The 21367-nt window shown below is 61.5% G+C and carries 18 protein-coding genes and 1 other RNA gene; 18 read left to right on the forward strand and 1 reads right to left on the reverse strand.

The features are described 5' to 3' along the window. Positions 1–85 precede the first annotated feature (85 nt). The 18 genes from rsmI to lpxC all read left to right on the forward strand — a co-directional run bounded on the left by rsmI (position 86) and on the right by lpxC (position 19674). Entirely contained in the window at positions 86–991 is a 906-nt protein-coding gene (rsmI, locus tag ACV8MC_RS11625) for a 16S rRNA (cytidine(1402)-2'-O)-methyltransferase (RefSeq protein ID WP_016773267.1), read from the forward strand. Positions 992–1064: 73 nt separating this feature from the next. Then, an RNA gene (rnpB, locus tag ACV8MC_RS11630) (RNase P RNA component class A) lies at positions 1065–1417 on the forward strand. A gap of 402 nt (positions 1418–1819) precedes the next feature. Next, a complete protein-coding gene (gene mraZ / locus ACV8MC_RS11635; RefSeq protein WP_007917012.1) occupies positions 1820–2275 on the forward strand; it encodes a division/cell wall cluster transcriptional repressor MraZ in 456 nt (151 codons plus the stop codon). Further along, positions 2272–3219 carry a 16S rRNA (cytosine(1402)-N(4))-methyltransferase RsmH gene (rsmH, locus tag ACV8MC_RS11640; RefSeq protein ID WP_024014247.1) on the forward strand — a complete coding sequence of 316 codons (948 nt, stop codon included), beginning with the start codon at positions 2272–2274 and terminating at the stop codon, positions 3217–3219. Before mraZ ends, rsmH begins: the two co-directional genes overlap by 4 nt. Beyond that, positions 3216–3509: a cell division protein FtsL gene (gene ftsL / locus ACV8MC_RS11645; protein WP_016773269.1), complete on the forward strand. Its 294-nt coding sequence runs from the start codon at positions 3216–3218 to the stop codon at positions 3507–3509. The genes rsmH and ftsL overlap by 4 nt, the downstream gene beginning before the upstream one ends. Beyond that, positions 3509–5248 carry a peptidoglycan D,D-transpeptidase FtsI family protein gene (locus ACV8MC_RS11650; RefSeq protein WP_174823877.1) on the forward strand — a complete coding sequence of 580 codons (1740 nt, stop codon included), beginning with the start codon at positions 3509–3511 and terminating at the stop codon, positions 5246–5248. The genes ftsL and ACV8MC_RS11650 overlap by 1 nt, the downstream gene beginning before the upstream one ends. Next, positions 5248–6711, forward strand: a complete 1464-nt coding sequence (locus ACV8MC_RS11655) for a UDP-N-acetylmuramoyl-L-alanyl-D-glutamate--2,6-diaminopimelate ligase (RefSeq protein ID WP_016773271.1) — start codon at positions 5248–5250, stop codon at positions 6709–6711. The genes ACV8MC_RS11650 and ACV8MC_RS11655 overlap by 1 nt, the downstream gene beginning before the upstream one ends. Then, entirely contained in the window at positions 6704–8071 is a 1368-nt protein-coding gene (locus tag ACV8MC_RS11660) for a UDP-N-acetylmuramoyl-tripeptide--D-alanyl-D-alanine ligase (protein ID WP_457265329.1), read from the forward strand. Before ACV8MC_RS11655 ends, ACV8MC_RS11660 begins: the two co-directional genes overlap by 8 nt. Further along, positions 8071–9153, forward strand: coding sequence for a phospho-N-acetylmuramoyl-pentapeptide-transferase (mraY, locus tag ACV8MC_RS11665; protein WP_016773275.1), 1083 nt, complete (start codon positions 8071–8073; stop codon positions 9151–9153). Before ACV8MC_RS11660 ends, mraY begins: the two co-directional genes overlap by 1 nt. 5 nt (positions 9154–9158) lie before the next feature. Further along, positions 9159–10505: a UDP-N-acetylmuramoyl-L-alanine--D-glutamate ligase gene (gene murD / locus ACV8MC_RS11670; RefSeq protein ID WP_375122668.1), complete on the forward strand. Its 1347-nt coding sequence runs from the start codon at positions 9159–9161 to the stop codon at positions 10503–10505. After that, entirely contained in the window at positions 10502–11719 is a 1218-nt protein-coding gene (ftsW, locus tag ACV8MC_RS11675) for a putative lipid II flippase FtsW (RefSeq protein WP_016773276.1), read from the forward strand. Before murD ends, ftsW begins: the two co-directional genes overlap by 4 nt. Next, positions 11709–12779: an undecaprenyldiphospho-muramoylpentapeptide beta-N-acetylglucosaminyltransferase gene (gene murG / locus ACV8MC_RS11680; protein WP_236168914.1), complete on the forward strand. Its 1071-nt coding sequence runs from the start codon at positions 11709–11711 to the stop codon at positions 12777–12779. Before ftsW ends, murG begins: the two co-directional genes overlap by 11 nt. Then, entirely contained in the window at positions 12772–14232 is a 1461-nt protein-coding gene (gene murC, locus ACV8MC_RS11685; RefSeq protein ID WP_024014243.1) for a UDP-N-acetylmuramate--L-alanine ligase, read from the forward strand. The genes murG and murC overlap by 8 nt, the downstream gene beginning before the upstream one ends. Further along, positions 14229–15203 (forward strand): D-alanine--D-alanine ligase, encoded by a 975-nt coding sequence (locus ACV8MC_RS11690; RefSeq protein ID WP_457265332.1) that lies wholly within the window; start codon positions 14229–14231, stop codon positions 15201–15203. Before murC ends, ACV8MC_RS11690 begins: the two co-directional genes overlap by 4 nt. A gap of 4 nt (positions 15204–15207) precedes the next feature. Beyond that, positions 15208–16074: a cell division protein FtsQ/DivIB gene (locus ACV8MC_RS11695; protein WP_039761388.1), complete on the forward strand. Its 867-nt coding sequence runs from the start codon at positions 15208–15210 to the stop codon at positions 16072–16074. A gap of 15 nt (positions 16075–16089) precedes the next feature. Further along, on the forward strand, positions 16090–17349 hold the full coding sequence (gene ftsA, locus ACV8MC_RS11700) for a cell division protein FtsA (protein ID WP_016773282.1): 1260 nt from the start codon (positions 16090–16092) through the stop codon (positions 17347–17349). Between the two features lie 104 nt (positions 17350–17453). After that, positions 17454–18650, forward strand: coding sequence for a cell division protein FtsZ (gene ftsZ, locus ACV8MC_RS11705; protein ID WP_016773283.1), 1197 nt, complete (start codon positions 17454–17456; stop codon positions 18648–18650). Positions 18651–18762: 112 nt separating this feature from the next. After that, the gene (lpxC, locus tag ACV8MC_RS11710; RefSeq protein WP_007916984.1) at positions 18763–19674 is read left to right on the forward strand and encodes a UDP-3-O-acyl-N-acetylglucosamine deacetylase; all 912 of its coding nucleotides are present in this window, start codon (positions 18763–18765) and stop codon (positions 19672–19674) included. A 179-nt stretch (positions 19675–19853) separates the two neighbouring features. Here lpxC and ACV8MC_RS11715 read toward each other — a convergent pair whose 3' ends face one another. Then, positions 19854–21362: a sensor domain-containing diguanylate cyclase gene (locus tag ACV8MC_RS11715; protein WP_457265335.1), complete on the reverse strand. Its 1509-nt coding sequence runs from the start codon at positions 21360–21362 to the stop codon at positions 19854–19856. Positions 21363–21367: the final 5 nt, after the last annotated feature.

Below are 21367 nucleotides of genomic sequence, written 5' to 3' on the forward strand. Positions count from 1 at the left end.
GCTGGAGTAAATGTTGCGGCAGCGCACAACCGGGCGAAAAACCGCACTCGGCGGGAGCGCATCGCAAGCCTCATGACGCGCTACAATGGCCGCTTTTACCGATCACGAGGTGTGCGCTTTGACTGCTCCAGGTCCTTTGAATTCCGCTGCTGGCTCGCTTTATGTGGTGGCGACGCCCATCGGCAACCTGGACGACATCAGCGCCCGGGCCTTGAAAATCCTGCGTGAAGTGGCGCTGATTGCAGCGGAAGACACCCGGCATTCGGCGCGCCTGATGCAGCACTTCGGCATCGGCACGCCGCTGGCCGCATGTCACGAACACAACGAACGGGATGAGGGTAGCCGCTTTATTACCCGGTTGCTGGCGGGCGACAACGTCGCGCTGATCTCCGATGCCGGCACGCCGCTTATCTCCGATCCGGGTTATCACCTGGTGCGTCAGGCCCGTGCGGCCGGCATCAACGTAGTGCCCGTGCCGGGTGCCTGTGCGTTGATCGCAGCGCTGTCGGCGGCGGGCTTGCCGTCCGACCGTTTTATCTTCGAAGGTTTTCTGCCGGCCAAGTCGGTCGGGCGCAAGGCGCGGCTGGAAGCAGTCAAAGAAGAGCCGCGCACCCTGATTTTCTATGAGGCGCCGCATCGCATTCTCGAATGCCTGCAGGATATGGAAGCAGTGTTTGGCGGCGAGCGTCAGGCTCTGCTGGCGCGGGAAATCACCAAAACCTTCGAAACCCTTAAAGGCCTGCCGCTCAGCGAGCTGCGTGCGTTCGTCGAGTCCGACAGCAATCAGCAGCGCGGTGAGTGCGTAGTGCTGGTGGCCGGCTGGACCGCGCCGGAGTCGGAGGACGCGGTCAGCAGCGAAGCCATGCGCATCCTCGATCTGCTTCTGGAGGAAATGCCGCTCAAGCGCGCCGCCGCACTGGCAGCGCAAATCACCGGCGAGCGCAAAAACGTGTTGTATCAGGTGGCGCTGGATAAACAGAAAGGCGTGTAAGCCGTCGCCCATGGCGGTATGGAGGGTTTTAGCGCTTGTTCTTCCGGCGCTCTGCCGTTAACCTTCGCGGCGGAGAGTCGATCGGACAGTCGCTGCCCTCTATGAGAATTAGGGGGGGAGGAAAGTCCGGGCTCCATAGGGCGAAGTGCCAGGTAATGCCTGGGAGGCGTGAGCCTACGGAAAGTGCCACAGAAAATAACCGCCTAAGCGCGCAAGCGCCGGTAAGGGTGAAAAGGTGCGGTAAGAGCGCACCGCACGTCTGGCAACAGTTCGTGGCTAGGTAAACCCCACTTGGAGCAAGACCAAATAGGGTCCCAAGGCGTGGCCCGCGCTGGGACCGGGTAGGTTGCTAAAGATGTCCAGTGATGGCCATCGTAGACGAATGACTGTTCAAGACAGAACCCGGCTTACAGATCGACTCTCCACCTTTTTCTTTCCCTGCTTGAAACAAAGAAGACGCGGCTGTGTAATATCAGCCGGCCTGGTCTGAAATTCCGGCAGCGGCAAACGCGGTAATAGCCTTTTCCCACCCTGCTTCAATCAACAGCCGAAGCGCCTTTGTAATACCGAAAAAATCTTACTCTTAACAAACTACTTTAACTTTCGAGCGCAGCTTTCAGTGCTGCATCAAGTTATTGACCAAAACTTCACGTCAGATTCTCGTTGAGCCTCCTTTTACGTCGCTAAATCTCCGTTCTGTAAGGCTTTTCCTTTAATCCGCGCCTTGACGGTGTGGTGGGCGCATTCCTATAGTGTGCGCAAGTGGCGGAAAGTGGCATGAAGTGGGTTTTTTGAGCTCAAAACGATAAAAATTGGAGAAACGCTGACGTGTTTCGCGGAGCTAACGCTATCAGTCTCGATGCAAAGGGCCGTCTCGCCATGCCGAGCCGGTACCGTGACGAGCTCGATTCGCGCAGTTCCGGCCAATTGATCGTGACCATTGATGCCGTTGATCCATGCCTGTGTGTCTATCCGCTCGATGAGTGGGAAATTATTGAAACCAAGTTGCGCGCACTCCCTTCGCTTCGCGAAGAGAACCGTCGCCTGCAACGTTTATTGATTGGTAATGCCGTCGACCTCGAACTCGATGGCAGTGGTCGTTTCCTGGTTCCGCCGCGTTTGCGCGAATACGCCAAGCTCGATAAGCGCGCGATGCTGGTCGGCCAACTGAACAAGTTCCAATTGTGGGACGAGGATGCATGGAATGCGGTATCTGCCGCTGACCTTGCTGCTATTCAACAACCGGGCGCGATGCCTGATGAACTGCGTGATTTGATCCTGTGACTATTGATAGCGGCTTTAACCACATCACCGTACTGCTTGACGAAGCCGTCGAGGCTCTCGCCGTACGTCCTGATGGCTGCTATCTGGATGGCACGTTCGGGCGCGGCGGGCACAGTCGGTTGATCCTCAGCCAGCTCGGGCCGGACGGTCGACTCATCGGATTCGACAAGGATCCTCAAGCGATTGCCACCGGGCAAACGCTAGCGGCCGAAGACGGCCGCTTTGTCGTTGTGCAGCGCAGCTTTGCCGAGCTCGGTTCGGTGGTTGCCGAGCAAGGCCTGACCGGCAAGGTCAGCGGCATTCTGCTCGACCTCGGTGTGTCTTCGCCGCAGCTCGATGACGCCGAGCGCGGCTTCAGTTTCCTCAATGACGGGCCGCTGGACATGCGCATGGACCCGTCCCGTGGCATCAGCGCTGCCGAATTCGTCAACACCGCGCCTGTGGAAGAAATCGCCCGGGTGTTCAAGGAATACGGCGAAGAACGTTTCTCCGGGCGTATGGCCCGTGCCGTTGCCGAGCGTCGTGACATCAAGCCGTTCGAGCGCACCGCCGATCTGGCCGAAGTGCTGAAAGTCGCCAACCCGGCGTGGGAAAAGGGCAAGAACCCGGCCACCCGCGCGTTCCAGGGGTTGCGCATTCACGTCAATAACGAACTCGGCGATCTGGAAGCCGGTCTCGACGCCGCGCTGGAAGCGCTGGAAGTTGGCGGCCGTCTGGTGGTGATCAGCTTCCACTCGCTGGAAGACCGCATCGTCAAACTGTTCATGCGCAAGCTGGTGAAAGGCGAGGCCGACAATTTGCCGCGCAACCTGCCGGTTCGCCACGTCGCCTTCGAACCGAAAATCAAAATCCACGGCAAAGCGCAGACGGCCTCCGACGCCGAACTCAAAGCCAACCCACGTTCCCGTAGCGCCGTCATGCGTGTCGCGGAGAAGTTGCGGTGAGCAAGCTTTTCGCCAAACCACTGCCCGGCGGCAGCTTTCTGATGCTGCTGCTGTTTATCGGCGTGCTGTTTTCGGCCATTGCCGTGTCGTACAGCGCGCACTGGAACCGGCAGTTGCTCAACACCCTTTATAACGAACTCAGCGTGCGCGACAAGGCGCAGGCCGAGTGGGGCCGCTTGATTCTCGAGCAGAGCACCTGGACTGCGCACAGCCGCATCGAAGTGCTGGCCACCGAACAACTGAAGATGCACATACCTGGCGCGGCTGACGTGAAGATGGTGGCGCCATGATGAAACTCGAAGGCGCGCTGTTCCCATGGCGCTTCCGCCTGATGGTGGCGCTGCTCGGTCTGATGGTCGCGGCGATCTGCTGGCGCATCATCGACCTGCAAGTGGTCGACCGTGACTTCCTCAAAGGGCAGGGCGATGCGCGCAGCCTGCGGCATATTCCCATTCCCGCGCACCGTGGCCTGATCACCGACCGTAACGGCGAGCCTCTGGCTGTCAGTACCCCAGTGACCACGCTGTGGGCCAACGCCAAGGAAATGCAGTCGGCCAAAGAGAAGTGGCCGGCACTCGCCGCCGCGCTGGGCCAGAACCCGAAAGCCCTGAGCGAACGCCTCGAAGCCCAGGCCAACAAAGAATTCATTTATCTGGTGCGCGGGCTGACCCCCGAGCAGGGTCAGGCTGTGCTCGATCTGAAAGTGCCGGGCGTCTATGGCATCGAAGAATTCCGTCGTTTCTATCCGGCCGGTGAAGTCACCGCGCACATGGTCGGCTTTACCGACATCGACGATCACGGTCGCGAAGGCGTCGAGCTGGCCTATGACGAATGGCTGGCCGGGGTGCCGGGCAAACGACAAGTCATCAAGGATCGCCGTGGCCGGTTGATCAAGGATGTTCAGGTCACCAAGAACGCCAAGGCCGGCAAGCCCTTGGCGTTGTCGATTGACCTGCGTCTGCAATACCTGGCCAACCGCGAGCTGCGCAACGCGATCATCGAAAACGGCGCCAAGGCCGGCAGTCTGGTGATCATGGACGTAAAGACCGGCGAGATCCTGGCCATGGTCAACCAGCCGACCTACAACCCGAACAACCGTCGCAACCTGCAACCGGCGATGATGCGCAACCGCGCCATGATCGACGTGTTCGAGCCGGGTTCGACCATGAAAGCCATTTCCATGAGCGCGGCAATCGAAACCGGCCGCTGGAAACCGAGCGACACCGTCGAGGTGTATCCGGGCTCGTTGCAGATCGGCAAATACACCATTAAAGACGTGTCGAAGACCGAAGGGCCAGTGCTCGATCTGACCGGCATCCTGATCAATTCCAGTAACGTCGGCATGAGTAAAGTCGCCTTCGATATCGGCGGCGAAACCATTTTCCGTCTCGCGCAGAAAGTCGGCCTCGGTCAGGACACCGGCCTGGGCTTCCCCGGCGAACGCGTCGGCAATCTGCCCAACTACCGCGAATGGCGCAAGGCTGAAACTGCAACCTTGTCTTACGGCTATGGTATTTCCGTGACCGCGATCCAGTTGGTGCACGCGTTCTCGGCACTGGCCAACAACGGTCGTCTCGCGCCACTGACCCTGATCAAAACCGACAAGATGCCGCAGACCACCCAAGTGCTGCCGGAAGCCGTGGCGAAAACCATGCAGGGCATGTTGCAGCAGGTAATCGAAGCGCCGCGCGGCGTGTTCCGTGCGCAGGTGCCGGCTTATCACGTCGGCGGCAAGTCGGGTACCGCGCGCAAGACCTCGGTCGGCACCAAGGGCTACGCAGAAAATTCCTACCGTTCGCTGTTCGCCGGCTTCGGCCCGATGAGCGATCCGCGTTACGCCATCGTTGTGGTGATTGATGAGCCAACCAAGGCCGGTTACTTCGGTGGTCTGGTGTCGGCGCCGGTGTTCAGCCGTGTGATGTCCGGCACCCTGCGCCTGATGAACGTGACCCCGGACAACTTGCCGACCACCCAACAGGCCAACGCCACCCCGGTCGTTCCGCTGAAAGCCAATGGAGGGCGCGGCTGATGTCATTAAGTCTGAACAAGATATTCCCCCACGCCGGCCACGATCTGTTGATCCGTGAACTGGCGCTGGACAGCCGCAACGTGCGCGCCGGCGATCTGTTTCTCGCCGTGCCCGGCGGCCGTTTCGATGGCCGTGCGCATATCGCGGATGCCTTGCAACGCGGCGCGGCTGCCGTGGCTTATGAAGTCGAAGGCGCCACCGTGCTGCCGATCACTGACGTGCCGCTGATTCCGGTCAAGGGTCTGGCGGCGCAGCTGTCGGACATCGCCGGGCGTTTTTACGGTGAGCCGAGTCATCACCTGAACCTGATCGGTGTCACCGGCACCAATGGCAAGACCAGCGTGACCCAACTGGTCGCGCAGGCGCTGGATCTGCTCGGCCAGCATTGCGGCATCGTCGGTACGCTGGGTTCCGGTTTCTACGGCGCGCTGGAAAGCGGCCTGCACACCACGCCGAACCCGATTGCCGTGCAAGCGACCCTGGGTGACCTGAAAAAGGCCGGTGCCAAAGCCGTGGCCATGGAAGTCTCGTCCCACGGTCTGGATCAGGGCCGGGTCACCGCGCTGGCGTTCGACGTGGCGGTGATGACCAACCTGTCCCGCGATCATCTGGATTATCACGGCACCATGCAGGCGTACGCCGAGGCCAAGGCCCGGCTGTTCGCCTGGAATGACCTGAAGTGCCGCGTGGTCAACCTCGACGACGATTTCGGCCGGCAACTGGCGGCGGAAAAACGCGAGTCGCGTTTGATCACCTACAGCCTGCTCGACAGCAGTGCCTACCTGTTCTGCCGCGAAGCGCAGTTCGACGACCATGGTGTACGCGCCACGCTGGTCACGCCGCAGGGCGAGCATCACCTGCGCAGTACGCTGCTTGGTCGTTTCAACCTGAGTAACGTGCTGGCCGCAGTCGGCGCCTTGCTCGGTCTGGATTACGCTCTCGACGAAATTCTCAAAGTGCTGCCGAAGCTCGAAGGCCCGGCCGGTCGCATGCAGCGTCTGGGTGGTGGCACGCAGCCGTTGGTGGTGGTCGATTACGCCCACACCCCGGATGCACTGGAAAAAGTTCTCACAGCACTGCGCCCGCACGTAAAAGGCCAATTGCTGTGCCTGTTCGGCTGCGGCGGTGATCGCGATCGCGGCAAACGTCCGTTGATGGCCGAAGTGGTCGAGCGTCTCGCCGACCAGGTGCTGGTCACCGATGACAACCCGCGCACCGAAGATCCTGCTGTGATTTTCGACGACATCCGCGCCGGTTTCACCGCTGTGGATAAAGTCACTTTCGTCGCCGGTCGCGGCCAGGCCATTGCGCAATTGATTGCCGGCGCGACCGCTGACGACGTGATTGTGCTCGCCGGCAAAGGTCACGAGGACTATCAGGAAATCAACGGCGTGCGCCATGCCTTTTCCGATCTGGTCGAGGCAGATCATGCCCTGACCGCGTGGGAGGTGGCCCATGCTTAAGGCCCTGACACTCAGCGCACTGACCAACGCACTCGAGGCCCGTTTGATCGGCGCTGATGCGAGTTTCGACGGCGTCAGTATCGACAGCCGTGCGATCCAGCCCGGCCAGTTGTTCATCGCCCTGACCGGCCCGCGTTTCGACGGTCATGATTATCTGAACGACGTTGCCGGCAAAGGCGCCGTGGCGGCACTGGTCGAGCGCGAAGTCGCCGACAGCGCGTTGCCGCAATTGCTGGTCAAGGACACCCGTCAGGCGCTGGGCCAACTCGGCGCGTTGAACCGTGCTGCGTTCACCCAGCCAGTGGCGGCGGTGACCGGTTCCAGTGGCAAGACCACGGTCAAGGAAATGCTCGCGAGCATCCTGCGCACGCGCGGTCCGGTGCTGGCGACCCGTGGCAACCTGAACAACGACCTCGGCGTCCCGCTGACCCTGATCGAACTGGCGCCGGAACACACCTCCGCCGTGATCGAACTGGGCGCTTCGCGTCTCGGTGAAATCGCCTACACCGTCGGCCTGACCAAGCCGCACGTAGCGATTCTGAACAACGCCGGCACCGCTCACGTCGGTGAGTTCGGCGGTCCGGAAAAAATCGTCGAAGCCAAAGGTGAAATCATCGAGGGTCTGGCCGCCGATGGCATCGCCGTGCTCAACCTCGATGACAAGGCCTTCGGTATCTGGAGGACCCGCGCTGCCGGTCGTCAGGTGCTGACCTTCGCTCTCAGCAACAGCGAGGCGAATTTCCACGCCAGCGATCTGGCCACCGATGCCCGTGGTTGCCCGGCGTTCAATCTGCACACGCCTGAAGGTAGCGAGCGCGTGCAACTGAACCTGCTCGGTACTCATAACGTCGCCAATGCCCTGGCTGCCGCCGCTGCTGCTCACGCCTTGGGCGTGTCGCTGTTCGGCATCGCCACCGGCCTCGGTGCGGTGCAACCGGTCAAGGGGCGCACCGTCGCGCAACTGGCAAAAAACGGCATGCGCGTGATCGATGACACCTACAACGCAAACCCCACCTCGATGTGCGCGGCCGTTGATATACTCGCCGGCTTTTCCGGCCGCACCGTCCTGGTGCTCGGCGATATCGGCGAGTTGGGCGACTGGGCGGAGCAGGGGCACCGCGACGTGGGCGAGTACGCCCGAGGCAAGGTTTCTGCGCTTTACGCGGTCGGGCCGAACATGGTCCACGCGGTAAACGCTTTCGGTGAGCAGGCGCAGCACTTCGGCACCCAGGCCGAGCTGATCCAGGCCCTCGCCGCCGAGCAGGACACAAACACCACCATTTTGATCAAGGGTTCGCGCAGCGCAGCGATGGAAAACATCGTTGCGGCTCTGTGCGGGTCCAGTCTGGAGAAACATTAATGCTGCTGCTGCTAGCGGAGTATCTGCAACAGTTCTACAAAGGCTTCGCGGTCTTCCAGTACCTGACCCTGCGCGGGATTCTCGGTGTGCTGACCGCGCTGGTCTTGTCGCTGTGCTATGGCCCGTGGATGATCCGTACTCTGCAGAACCGTCAGATCGGCCAATCGGTGCGTAACGACGGTCCGCAATCGCACCTGTCCAAATCCGGTACGCCGACCATGGGTGGCGCGCTGATTCTGTCTTCGATCGGCGTCAGCACCTTGCTCTGGGCTGACCTGAGCAACCGCTACGTCTGGGTGGTGCTGCTGGTGACCCTGCTGTTCGGCGCCATCGGCTGGGTCGACGATTACCGCAAAGTCATCGAGAAGAACTCCCGTGGCCTGCCGAGCCGCTGGAAGTATTTCTGGCAGTCGGTGTTCGGCCTCGGCGCTGCGATCTTCCTTTATATGACTGCCGCGACGCCGGTGGAAACCACGCTGATTCTGCCGATGCTCAAGGACTACAGCATCCCGCTGGGCGCCGGTTTCATCGTGCTGACCTACTTCGTCATTGTCGGTTCGAGCAACGCGGTCAACCTGACTGACGGCCTCGACGGCCTGGCGATCATGCCGACGGTGATGGTCGGCGGCGGCCTGGGGATTTTCTGCTACCTGTCGGGCAACGTGAAGTTCGCCGAATACCTGCTGATTCCTTACGTGCCGGGCGCAGGCGAATTGATCGTGTTCTGCGGTGCACTGATCGGTGCCGGCCTCGGTTTCCTCTGGTTCAACACCTATCCAGCGCAGGTGTTCATGGGCGACGTCGGTGCCCTGGCACTCGGCGCGGCACTGGGCACCATCGCGGTGATCGTCCGTCAGGAAATCGTCCTGTTCATCATGGGCGGCGTGTTCGTGATGGAAACCCTGTCAGTGGTCATTCAGGTTGCCTCCTTTAAGCTGACCGGTCGCCGCGTGTTCCGCATGGCGCCGATTCACCACCACTTTGAACTCAAGGGCTGGCCCGAGCCGCGCGTGATCGTCCGTTTCTGGATCATCACCGTGATTCTCGTCCTGGTCGGCCTTGCCACCCTGAAGCTGAGGTAGAACGAGTGTCTCTGATCGCTTCTGACCACTTCCGCATCGTTGTCGGCCTCGGCAAGAGCGGCATGTCCCTGGTTCGCTTCCTGGCGAATCGGGGCACGTCGTTTGCTGTGGCCGACACGCGGGAAAATCCACCGGAACTGGCCACGCTCAAGCGTGACTATCCGCACGTGGAAGTGCGTTGTGGCGAGCTGGACGTCGAATTCCTCTGCCGTGCCGACGAGCTCTACGTGAGCCCCGGCCTGGCGCTGGCGACCCCGGCCCTGCAAGCCGCCGCTGCCCGTGGCGTGAAAATGTCCGGCGACATCGAACTGTTCGCGCGTAACGCGCGGGCGCCGATCGTCGCGATCACCGGCTCCAACGCGAAAAGCACCGTGACCACGCTGGTCGGCGAGATGGCGGCTGCGGCGGGCAAACGCGTCGCCGTTGGCGGCAACCTCGGCACCCCGGCGCTGGATCTGCTCAGCGATGATGTCGAGTTGTACGTCATGGAGTTGTCGAGTTTCCAGCTGGAAACCACCGACCAGCTCAACGCCGAAGTCGCCACCGTACTGAACATCAGCGAAGACCACATGGATCGCTACAGCGGTCTGCCGGCCTATCACCTGGCCAAGCACCGGATCTTCCGGGGCGCGAAGCAGTTTGTGGTCAACCGTCAGGATGCCCTGAGCCGTCCATTGATCGGTGAAGGTCAGCCATGCTGGACCTTTGGCCTGAGCAAACCGGATTTCAAAGCGTTCGGCATTCGCGAAGAAGACGGCGAGAAGTACCTCTCCTTCGAATTCCAGAACCTGATGCCCGTGCGTGAACTGAAGATTCGCGGTGCGCATAACCAGTCCAACGCGCTCGCCGCATTGGCACTGGGTCACGCTGTGGGTCTGCCGTTCGACGCCATGCTCGCGGCGCTGCGCACGTTTGCCGGGCTCGAACACCGCTGCCAGTGGGTGCGCGATCTCGATGGCGTGGCCTATTACAACGATTCCAAAGCCACCAACGTTGGCGCCGCTCTGGCGGCCATCGAAGGCCTCGGTGCGGACATCGACGGCAAGGTCATTCTGATCGCCGGCGGTGACGGCAAAGGCGCCGAATTCAACGATCTGCGCGATCCGGTGGCGGCCAACTGCCGCGCCGTGGTGCTGATGGGGCGTGACTCCGACAAGATCGGCGAGGCCATTGGCGATGCCGTGCCGCTGATCCGCGCGACCTCGCTGGTCGACGCCGTCGCGCAATGCCGCGCAGCTGCCCAGCCGGGTGACGTGGTGCTGCTGTCTCCGGCCTGCGCCAGTTTCGACATGTTCAAGAATTACGAAGACCGTGGTCACCAGTTCGTCCGCGCTGTGGAGGAACTGGCATGAACTTGAGAAACATCATCAAGCCGTACCCGTCGCCGCTGATCACCGGGCGTGGCATCGACCTCGACTTCCCGATGCTCGCCGGTTGCCTGGCGCTGCTCGGCCTGGGCCTGATCATGATCGCTTCGGCGTCCACCGAAGTGGCGGCGGCGCAGTCGGGCAGTCCGCTGTATTACATGATTCGCCACCTTATCTATGTGGTGCTGGGTCTGGGCGCGTGCATTGTCACCATGATGATCCCGATCGCCACTTGGCAGCGCCTCGGCTGGATGATGCTGATCGGTGCGTTCGGCCTGTTGGTGATGGTGATCATCCCCGGCATCGGCCGCGAAGTGAACGGTTCGATGCGCTGGATCGGTTTCAGCTTCTTCAACGTGCAGCCGTCGGAAATCGCCAAGGTGTTCGTGGTGATCTACCTCGCCGGTTATCTGGTGCGCCGGCAGAAAGAAGTGCGCGAGAGCTGGATGGGCTTCTTCAAGCCGTTCATCGTCCTGCTGCCGATGGCGGGTCTGTTGCTGATGGAACCGGACTTCGGTGCCACCGTAGTCATGATGGGCGCGGCGGCGGCGATGCTGTTCCTTGGCGGGGTCGGGCTGTTCCGCTTCTCGCTGATGGTGGTGCTGGCGGTTGGCGCGGTGGTTCTGCTGATTCAGATGCAGCCGTATCGAATGGCGCGTCTGACCAACTTCGCCGACCCGTGGGCCGACCAGTTCGGTGCCGGCTATCAGTTGTCGCAGGCCTTGATCGCTTTCGGTCGCGGCGAGTGGCTGGGCGTCGGCCTGGGCAACAGCGTGCAGAAACAGTTTTATCTGCCGGAAGCGCACACCGACTTCGTGTTCTCGGTACTTGCCGAAGAACTGGGCGCCGTGGGTTCGTTGTGCACCGTCGCGCTGTTCGTGTTCGTGTGTATTCGCGGCATGTACATCGGCCTGTGGGCGGAGAAGGCCAAGCAGTTCTTTGCCGCTTACGTGGCTTACGGCTTGTCGTTCCTGTGGATTGGTCAGTTCCTGATCAACATCGGTGTGAACGTCGGCCTGCTGCCAACCAAGGGTCTGACCTTGCCGTTCCTCAGTTACGGCGGCAGCTCGCTGGTGATCTGCTGCGCCTGTCTGGGCCTGTTGCTGCGCATCGAGTGGGAGAGTCGAACCCACCTGGGCAGCGAAGAGATGGAATTCCAGGAGAGCGACTTCGCCGAGGAGCCGACTCATGGGCGCTAACGTATTGATCATGGCCGGCGGTACCGGCGGCCACGTGTTCCCGGCGCTGGCCTGTGCCCGCGAGTTTCAGGCGCGCGGCTACACCGTGCACTGGCTCGGCACGCCACGGGGGATCGAAAACGAACTGGTCCCGGCGGCAGGGCTTGAACTGCACCGGATCAACGCCAGCGGTTTGCGCGGCAAGGGCAAGCTGTCGCTGCTCAAGGCGCCGCTGATGCTGCTGAAATCGGTGTGGCAGGCGCGGGCGATCATGCGCCGCTTGAAACCGGTGTGCGTGGTTGGCTTCGGCGGTTATGTGACCGGCCCCGGCGGTCTTGCCGCAAAACTGGCCGGCGTGCCAGTGATCGTTCACGAGCAGAACGCTGTCGCCGGCACCGCCAATCGGTTGCTGGTGCCGTTCGCCGCCCGAGTGTGTGAAGCGTTCCCCGACACCTTTACTCTGTCGGACAGCCGCCGTACCACCGGTAATCCGGTGCGCAGCGAGCTGTTCCTCGACACATCGCGACCGGCGCTGACCGGGCGCAAAGCGCGTTTGCTGATCCTTGGCGGCAGCCTGGGCGCAGAACCGTTGAACAAATTGCTGCCTGAAGCCCTGGCCCAAGTCGCTGCCGACCTGCGCCCGGAAGTGTTTCATCAGGCCGGTAAAAACCACGATGAAGTGACTGCCGAGCGTTACCGCGCCGTGGGCGTGGAGGCGCAGGTGCAGCCGTTCATCAAAGACATGGCCCAGGCCTATGGCTGGGCTGACCTGGTGGTGTGCCGCGCTGGCGCGTTGACCATCAGTGAGCTGGCGGCCGCCGGTCTGCCCTCGATGCTGGTGCCCTTGCCCCACGCGATCGACGATCACCAGACCCGCAACGCCGATTATTTGGCCCGCGAAGGCGCTGCCTTCCTGATGCCGCAAAGAACGACTGGTGCCGCGGATCTTGCCGCGCGCCTGACAGAGGTCTTGATGCAACCGCAACGACTCGAAGCAATGGCCCAAGCGGCCCGCCGACTGGCCAAACCCGATGCCACCCGTAGCGTGGTCGATACCTGTCTGGAGGTGGCCCATGGTTGAGAATCAGAAAGCCATGCCACAACCGGAAATGCGCCGCATCCGTCGCATCCACTTCGTCGGCATCGGCGGCGTGGGCATGTGCGGTATCGCTGAAGTGTTGTTGAACCTGGGCTATCAAGTCTCCGGTTCCGACCTGAAAGCCTCGCCGGTCACCGAGCGCCTGGAAACCTTCGGCGCGCAGATCTTCATCGGTCACCGTGCCGAGAACGCCGCTACCGCCGACGTGCTGGTGGTGTCGAGCGCGGTAAACACGTCCAACCCGGAAGTGGCGACTGCCCTTGAGCGCCGCATTCCAGTGGTGCCGCGCGCAGAAATGCTCGCCGAGCTGATGCGCTATCGCCACGGCATCGCCGTTGCCGGTACCCACGGCAAAACCACCACCACCAGCCTGATCGCTTCGGTGTTCGCGGCCGGTGGTCTGGACCCGACATTCGTGATCGGTGGTCGCCTCAATGCAGCGGGCACCAATGCCCAGCTCGGCACCAGCCGTTACCTGATTGCCGAAGCCGACGAAAGCGATGCGAGCTTCCTGCATCTGCAGCCGCTGGTGGCCGTGGTCACCAACATCGACGCCGACCACATGGCGACCTACGACGGTGACTTCAACAAACTGAAGAAAACCTTCGTCGAGTTCCTGCACAACCTGCCGTTCTACGGGCTGGCGGTGATGTGCCTGGACGATCCGGTGGTGCGTGAAATCCTGCCGCTGGTCAAGCGTCCGACCGTGACCTACGGCTTCAGCGAAGACGCCGACGTACGCGCAATCAATGTGCGCCAGCAGGGCATGCAGACCTTCTTTACCGTGCTGCGCCCGGATCGCGAGCCGCTGGACGTGTCGGTGAACATGCCCGGCAACCACAACGTGCTCAACTCGCTGGCGACCATCTGCATCGCCACCGACGAAGGCGTCAGCGATGAAGCCATCGTTCAGGGCCTGTCGGGCTTCCAGGGTGTTGGCCGACGCTTCCAGGTCTACGGTGAACTGCCGGTGGACGGCGGCAACGTGATGCTGGTCGACGACTACGGTCACCACCCGACCGAAGTCGCTGCGGTGATCAAAGCCGTGCGCGGTGGCTGGCCGGAGCGTCGTCTGGTGATGGTCTACCAGCCGCACCGCTACAGCCGCACCCGTGATCTGTACGACGACTTCGTCAATGTACTGGCCGACGCCAACGTGCTGCTGCTGATGGAAGTCTATCCGGCCGGCGAAGAGCCGATCCCGGGCGCCGACAGCCGCAAGCTGTGCAACAGCATCCGCCAGCGCGGTCAGCTCGACCCGATCTACATCGAGCGTGGCGTTGACCTGGCGCCGTTGGTCAAGCCGCTGCTGCGCGCCGGCGACATTCTGCTGTGCCAGGGCGCTGGTGATATCGGCGGTCTCGCGCCGAAGCTGTTGAAAAGTGAATTGTTCGCCGGCGCCGTGGCGGCGCCGGTCGAGGGGAAGTTGAAATGACTGCTGCCTACGCCAATCTGTTCTCCACCATCGCGCCGAAAGACTTCGGCCGCGTCGCCGTGCTCTTCGGCGGCCTGAGTGCCGAGCGTGAGGTTTCGCTGAAATCCGGCAACGCCGTGCTCGAGGCGCTGCAAAGCGCTGGCGTCGATGCGTTCGGCATCGATGTCGGTGAAGACTTCCTGCAGCGTCTGCTCAGCGAAAAGATCGACCGTGCGTTCATCATTCTCCACGGTCGCGGCGGTGAAGACGGCAGCATGCAGGGCCTGCTCGAGTGCGCGGGCATCCCGTACACCGGCAGCGGCATCCTCGCCTCGGCACTGGCGATGGACAAGCTGCGTACCAAGCAGGTCTGGCACAGCCTCGGGATTCCGACGCCGCGTCACGCCGTGCTGTGCAGCGAAGCCGATTGTATTTCCGCAGCGACGGAACTGGGCCTGCCTTTGATCGTCAAACCGGCGCATGAAGGTTCAAGTATCGGGATGGCCAAAGTGAATTCTGCGTCCGAGTTGATCGACGCATGGAAAGCGGCCAGTACCTACGATTCGCAAGTGTTGGTCGAGCAATGGATTCAAGGTCCGGAGTTCACCATCGCCACCCTGCGTGACCAGGTGTTGCCTCCAATCGCCCTGGGTACACCGCACACATTTTACGACTACGACGCCAAGTACATCGCCAACGATACCCAGTACCGCATTCCGTGCGGGCTGGACGCGGCCAAGGAACAGGAACTCATGGAACTCACGGCCAAGGCCTGTGAGGCGCTGGGTATCGCCGGTTGGGGCCGGGCGGACGTGATGCAGGACGCCGATGGGCAGTTCTGGTTCCTCGAAGTCAATACCGCACCGGGCATGACCGATCACAGCCTGGTGCCGATGGCGGCGCGGGCTGCCGGTCTGGACTTCCAGCAACTGGTTCTGGCCATTCTGGCCGCCAGCGTTGAAGACGCAGGCGCAACAGAGGCGCGAGGTTAAGACCATGCAAGGCGCTCATCTCAGACATCAGCCACCCGCACCCGGCCGCAAGCCGGTGCCGCGGGGTGCCAGCCGAATGGTGGCGAAAGAGCCGATGTCCGCGCGCCTGCCGAAAGCCAATTTCAGCTTTCTGAAAAGCCTGTTCTGGCCAGTGCTGCTGGTGGCGCTGGGGTTTGGCACCTACGAAGGCGCGCAGCGTCTGCTGCCGTACGCGGACCGGCCGATCAGCAAGATCGCGGTGCAGGGCGACTTGAGCTACATCAGCCAGCAGGCGGTGCAGCAGCGGATCGCGCCGTTCGTGGCGTCGAGCTTCTTCACCATCGACCTCGCCGGTATGCGTACCGAGCTCGAGCAGATGCCGTGGATCGCCCATGCCGAAGTGCGTCGGGTGTGGCCGGATCAGGTGGTGATCCGCCTGGAAGAGCAATTGCCGGTGGCGCGTTGGGGCGACGAGTCGTTGCTCAACAACCAGGGCCAGGCGTTCACGCCCAAGGAACTGGCGAACTACGAACACCTGCCGCAGCTGTTCGGCCCACAACGGGCTCAGCAGCAGGTGATGCAGCAGTATCAGGTGCTGAGCCAGATGCTGCGCCCGCTGGGTTTTTCGATTGCACGCCTGGAATTGCGTGAACGCGGCAGCTGGTTCCTGACCACCGGTGCCGGCAGTTCCGGCCCCGGCATCGAGTTGCTGCTGGGACGCGGCAACCTGGTGGAAAAGATGCGCCGCTTTATCGCCATCTATGACAAGACGCTGAAAGAGCAGATTACGAACATTGCGCGCATCGATCTGCGCTACGCCAACGGCCTCGCTGTTGGCTGGCGGGAACCCGTAGCGCCGACGACAGCCCAACCCGCTGTCGCAAAGAATTAAGAAGAGGCAGGACCCATGGCAAACGTGCAAAGCGGCAAAATGATCGTCGGTCTGGATATCGGCACCTCCAAAGTGGTGGCGCTGGTAGGCGAGGTCGCGGACGACGGCCAGCTGGAAATCGTCGGGATCGGCACGCATCCGTCCCGCGGCCTGAAGAAGGGCGTGGTGGTCAACATCGAATCCACCGTTCAGTCGATCCAGCGCGCGATCGAAGAAGCCCAACTGATGGCCGGCTGCCGCATTCACTCGGCGTTCGTCGGCGTTGCGGGCAATCACATCCGCAGCCTGAACTCCCACGGCATCGTCGCGATCCGTGATCGCGAAGTCAGCTCGGCCGACCTTGAGCGTGTGCTCGACGCCGCTCAGGCCGTGGCGATCCCGGCTGACCAGCGCGTGCTGCACACCCTGCCGCAGGATTACGTGATCGATAACCAGGAAGGCGTGCGCGAGCCTCTGGGCATGTCCGGCGTGCGTCTGGAAGCCAAGGTTCACGTGGTCACCTGCGCCGTCAACGCTGCACAGAACATTGAAAAATGCGTGCGTCGCTGCGGTCTGGAAATCGACGACATCATCCTCGAGCAACTGGCCTCGGCCTACTCGGTGCTGACCGACGACGAGAAAGAACTGGGCGTGTGCCTGGTCGACATCGGCGGCGGCACCACCGACATCGCGATCTTCACCGAAGGCGCGATCCGTCACACCGCCGTGATCCCGATTGCCGGTGATCAAGTGACCAACGACATCGCCATGGCGTTGCGCACCCCGACCCAGTACGCCGAAGAGATCAAGATCCGTTACGCCTGCGCCCTGGCCAAACTGGCCGGTGCCGGTGAAACCATCAAGGTGCCGAGCGTTGGCGACCGTCCACCGCGTGAGCTGTCGCGTCAGGCCTTGGCCGAAGTGGTCGAGCCGCGTTACGACGAACTGTTCACCCTGATCCAGGCCGAGCTGCGTCGCAGCGGCTACGAAGACCTGATCCCGGCGGGCATCGTGCTCACCGGCGGTACGTCGAAAATGGAAGGCGCCACTGAACTGGCCGAAGAAATCTTCCACATGCCGGTGCGCCTCGGTGTGCCGCATGGCGTGAAAGGTCTGGATGACGTGGTGCGCAACCCGATTTATTCCACTGGCGTCGGTTTGTTGATGTACGGCCTGCAGAAGCAGTCCGACGGAGTTTCGTTCTCCGGCATCGGCAGCCGCGACAGCTACAGCAGCGAAGAGCCTCAGGCGCCGCTGCTGGACCGACTGAAAAAGTGGGTTCAGGGCAATTTCTAAAAGCAGCCTGGAGCGACAAGCTTCAAGCGGCAAGCAACTGCAGTAGATACACCGCAACAAACAGCAGTAGGCGAAAAAAACTAGAGAATGTAAGGAGAGGGAAAATGTTCGAACTCGTAGACAACATCCCCGCAAGCCCGGTAATCAAAGTTATCGGTGTCGGCGGTGGCGGCGGCAACGCTGTCAATCACATGGTCAAGAGCAACATCGAAGGCGTTGAGTTCATCTGCGCCAACACCGATGCTCAAGCGCTGAAAAACATCGGCGCGCGGACCATCCTGCAACTGGGCACCGGCGTGACCAAAGGCCTGGGTGCCGGCGCCAATCCTGAGGTCGGCCGTCAAGCCGCTCTGGAAGACCGCGAGCGCATCGCTGAAGTGCTGGCCGGCACCAACATGGTGTTCATCACCACCGGCATGGGCGGCGGTACCGGTACCGGTGCAGCGCCGATCATCGCTGAAGTGGCCAAGGAAATGGGCATCCTGACCGTTGCGGTCGTGACCCGTCCGTTCCCGTTCGAAGGCCGCAAGCGTATGCAGATCGCCGACGAAGGCATTCGCATGCTTTCGGAAAGCGTCGACTCGCTGATCACCATTCCGAACGAAAAACTGCTGACCATCCTCGGCAAAGACGCAAGCCTGTTGTCGGCTTTCGCCAAGGCTGACGATGTTCTTGCCGGTGCCGTTCGCGGTATCTCCGACATCATCAAGCGTCCGGGCATGATCAACGTCGACTTCGCCGACGTACGCACCGTGATGAGCGAAATGGGCATGGCGATGATGGGCACTGGCTGCGCCAGCGGTCCGAACCGTGCACGTGAAGCTACCGAAGCGGCAATCCGCAACCCGCTGCTGGAAGACGTCAACCTGCAAGGCGCGCGCGGCATTCTGGTGAACATCACCGCCGGTCCTGACCTGTCCCTGGGTGAGTACTCCGACGTGGGTTCGATCATCGAAGCCTTCGCTTCCGAGCACGCGATGGTCAAGGTCGGTACTGTTATCGATCCGGACATGCGCGACGAGCTGCACGTGACTGTGGTTGCCACCGGTCTGGGCGCGAAAATCGAGAAGCCTGTAAAGGTCATCGACAACACCGTTCACACCTCCATGGCCTCGGCGCAGGTGCAACAACCGGCTCCGGCCCGTCAGGAGCAGCCAGCGGTGAACTACCGTGATCTGGACCGTCCGACCGTCATGCGCAACCAGGCTCAGGCCGGTGCTGCGGCTGCCGCGAAGATGAATCCGCAGGATGACCTGGATTACCTGGACATTCCGGCATTCCTGCGTCGTCAGGCCGATTGATGGAATGTATCAGGGCTATGAAGGTGATTGGTGTTCAGCAAAGGCATGGTCTGCTATCATCGCCAGCCTTTGTTGATACCAGTTCGCAATTTGCGCTGAAGCGGCCCAAGCCATGATTAAACAACGCACACTGAAAAATATTATCCGTGCCACAGGTGTAGGCCTGCATTCCGGCGAGAAGGTCTATCTGACCCTCAAGCCTGCGCCTGTCGACACTGGCATTGTGTTTTGTCGCGCTGACCTCGACCCTGTGGTGCAGATTCCTGCCCGCGCGGAAAACGTCGGTGAAACCACTATGTCGACGACGCTGATCAATGGCGACGTCAAAGTGGACACGGTAGAGCACTTGCTCTCGGCCATGGCTGGCCTGGGCATCGATAACGCCTACGTCGAGCTCTCCGCGTCCGAAGTCCCGATCATGGATGGCAGCGCTGGACCCTTCGTATTCCTGATTCAATCGGCAGGCCTGGAAGAACAGGACGCCGCCAAGAAATTCATCCGCATCCTGCGTGAAGTGACAGTGGAAGACGGCGACAAGCGCGCCACTTTCGTCCCTTTCGAAGGCTTCAAGGTGAGCTTCGAGATCGATTTCGATCACCCGGTATTCCGGGACCGCACCCAGAGTGCAAGCGTGGATTTTTCCAGCACTTCGTTCGTAAAAGAAGTCAGCCGCGCCCGTACCTTTGGTTTCATGAGTGACATCGAGTACCTGCGCAAGCACAACCTCGCACTCGGCGGCAGCGTGGAAAACGCGATCGTGGTCGACGCTGATGGCGTGTTGAACGAAGACGGTCTTCGTTATGAAGACGAATTCGTCAAACACAAGATCCTCGACGCGATTGGCGACCTGTACCTGCTGGGCAACAGCCTGATTGGTGAGTTCAAAGGCTTCAAGTCCGGTCATGCACTGAACAACCAGCTGCTGCGCAAATTGATTGAGCAGACAGATGCGTGGGAAGTGGTGACGTTCGAAGACGCCAGCACCGCACCGATCTCTTACATGCGCCCGGTTGCGGCGGTGTAAGTAAAAAACCTCTCTAGTTTTTTGAAGGCCATCCTCGGATGGCCTTTTTTTATGCCTGTGGTTTCTCTAGTGCCTGATCAGGCCTCTTCGCGAGCAGGCTCGCTCCCACCTTTGAAAAGCATTCCAACCGTGGGAGCGAGCCTGCTCGCGAAGGCGCCGGTGCCTTCACCCTGGAAACATCAGGCTGACACTACAACGCGATTGCGCCCGCCTTCCTTGGCCTGATACAGCGCCTTGTCCGCTGCAAACAGCAGCTGCTCAAGTGTCATCTCGCTCGCCGATGTCCAGGTGGCGATGCCGATACTCACCGTCATCGCCCGCTCAGCGCCTTCAACCCATGGCAAGTTTTCCACAGCCCGGCGAATCTGCTCGGCGATCTGCTGCGCCCCGGCGCTGTCGGTCTCGGCGAGAATCACCGAAAACTCTTCACCGCCATACCTCGCGACCAGATCCGCCGGGCGCCGCACGTTCGCGGTGATTACCTTGGCCAGTTCGCGCAACACCTGATCCCCGGCCTGATGGCCATGGCGATCATTGAAGGCCTTGAAGTGGTCAGCATCGATCATCATCACCGACAGCGGCTGGCCGGAGCGCTGCGCGCGGAACCATTCGTGGCGCAGGGTCTGGTCGAGCATGCGTCGGTTGGCAACGCCGGTCAGATCATCGGTCGCAGCCAGTTGCGCCAGTTCGCGTTCGGCGCGATGGCGCAAACGCAGTTCCCGAGCGAGCAGCCAGGTCAGCCACAACAGCCCCAGGCACAACACGCCGGTGGCGCCGCTGATCAGAATCGCTGTGCGGCGCCAGGTGCCGAACACCTCCTCGCTGGACAGCGCGACCATCACCGTCAACGGCAGATTGCCGACCCGCGAGTAGGTATAGAGCCGGCGTTGTTTATCCATGCTCGAGGTACTGGTGAAACTGCCGCTGCCATCGCGATCGTTGAGAATCCGCACGACGTTGGGCCGGTTGCCGAAACTCTTGCCGACCGAATCGCTTTGCAAATAGGGCTTCTGCGCGAGCAGCACGCCATCGCTGTTGATGATGTTCAGTGTGCTGTCGGTGCCGATGTCGAGGCTTTTGAACAGGTCGTCGAAGTAGTCGAGTTTCAGCGACGCCACCGCTACGCCGAGGAATTCACCGGTCTGCGCGGAGATGCGCCGGCTGAAGCTGATGCGCCACTGATCGGCTTCTTCACAATCGCAACGGGTCTTGAACGGGCGGCTGATGAACATGCCCATGTCACGGTTGAACGCATGGGCGAGGAAATAATCGCGGTCGGCGAAATTGCCCGGTTTCGGTTCGATGCGCGAGGAGTCGGCGATCACCTCGCCATGCTTGTCGAGCAGCAGGATGTCGCCTTTGAAGCGCGCGGTGGCAGAGCGATCGAACAGCGCCAGATGACGGATCTGCGGCGAGACGTTCTGCAGGTCGTCACGCTGAGCGGCGGCGATCAGGCCTTGCAGCGTCAGGTCGTACAGCTCGACGGTGCGCAGCACATCGGCGTCGATCAATTGCGCAATGGTCGTGGCGCGGCGCGTCGCGACTTCCTGCGCACTGGCGTACTCGCGGATCAGCAGAAATGTGACGATGCACACCATCGCAATCACCGTCAGCAGGCTGCCGAGGATCAGCAGGCGCTCGGGGCGACCGGTAAGGCCTGTGATGGAGGGCGTGCGGCTGGCGATCATGATGG

The organism is Pseudomonas sp. PK-RTE-24 (assembly GCF_054052265.1).